Genomic DNA, 430 nt, shown 5'->3' on the forward strand with positions numbered 1-430 from the left:
TTATTAAACTGAATTTATCAGCATTATTATCTTTTAATACAGCTTTTGCCTGCGCATATAACAACTTTCTCCAATTAATACTTTGATTTAAAAAATAATAAAGCTGTGAAAGTTTTTTCTCCTCTGTTTTCTCGTTAATTTCAAGAGTTGAAAAATTCTCATTCTCAAGCATTAAGCCTGATACATATTTTTTGAATATTTCCTGATTATTTTCACCTTCTATTAATGATACTAAAGGTTTTAAATATTTCTCGCTTGCATATTCAATATTCATAAGAAATTTACCAGATTCTTACCTGATAAAATTATGCACTATTTCACTCTATATTTCTTCTCTATTTTCTTAGAAGCTGTTTTGTTAAAAAAAGAAAAATATGTCAACTTGTAATTGTAAGCAATTATGAGGAAGAGACGTGTATCCGAGCGATTT

At 27.0% G+C, this 430-nt stretch carries 1 pseudogene (cut by a window edge); it reads right to left on the reverse strand.

The annotated features are described in order from the left end of the window. A pseudogene (locus A2255_11040) lies at positions 1–274 on the reverse strand (hypothetical protein); it reaches 791 nt to the left of the window's first position. Positions 275–430 lie beyond the last annotated feature (156 nt).

The sequence above is a fragment of the Candidatus Melainabacteria bacterium RIFOXYA2_FULL_32_9 genome, from assembly GCA_001784615.1.
Taxonomy (GTDB): domain Bacteria; phylum Cyanobacteriota; class Vampirovibrionia; order Gastranaerophilales; family UBA9579; genus UBA9579.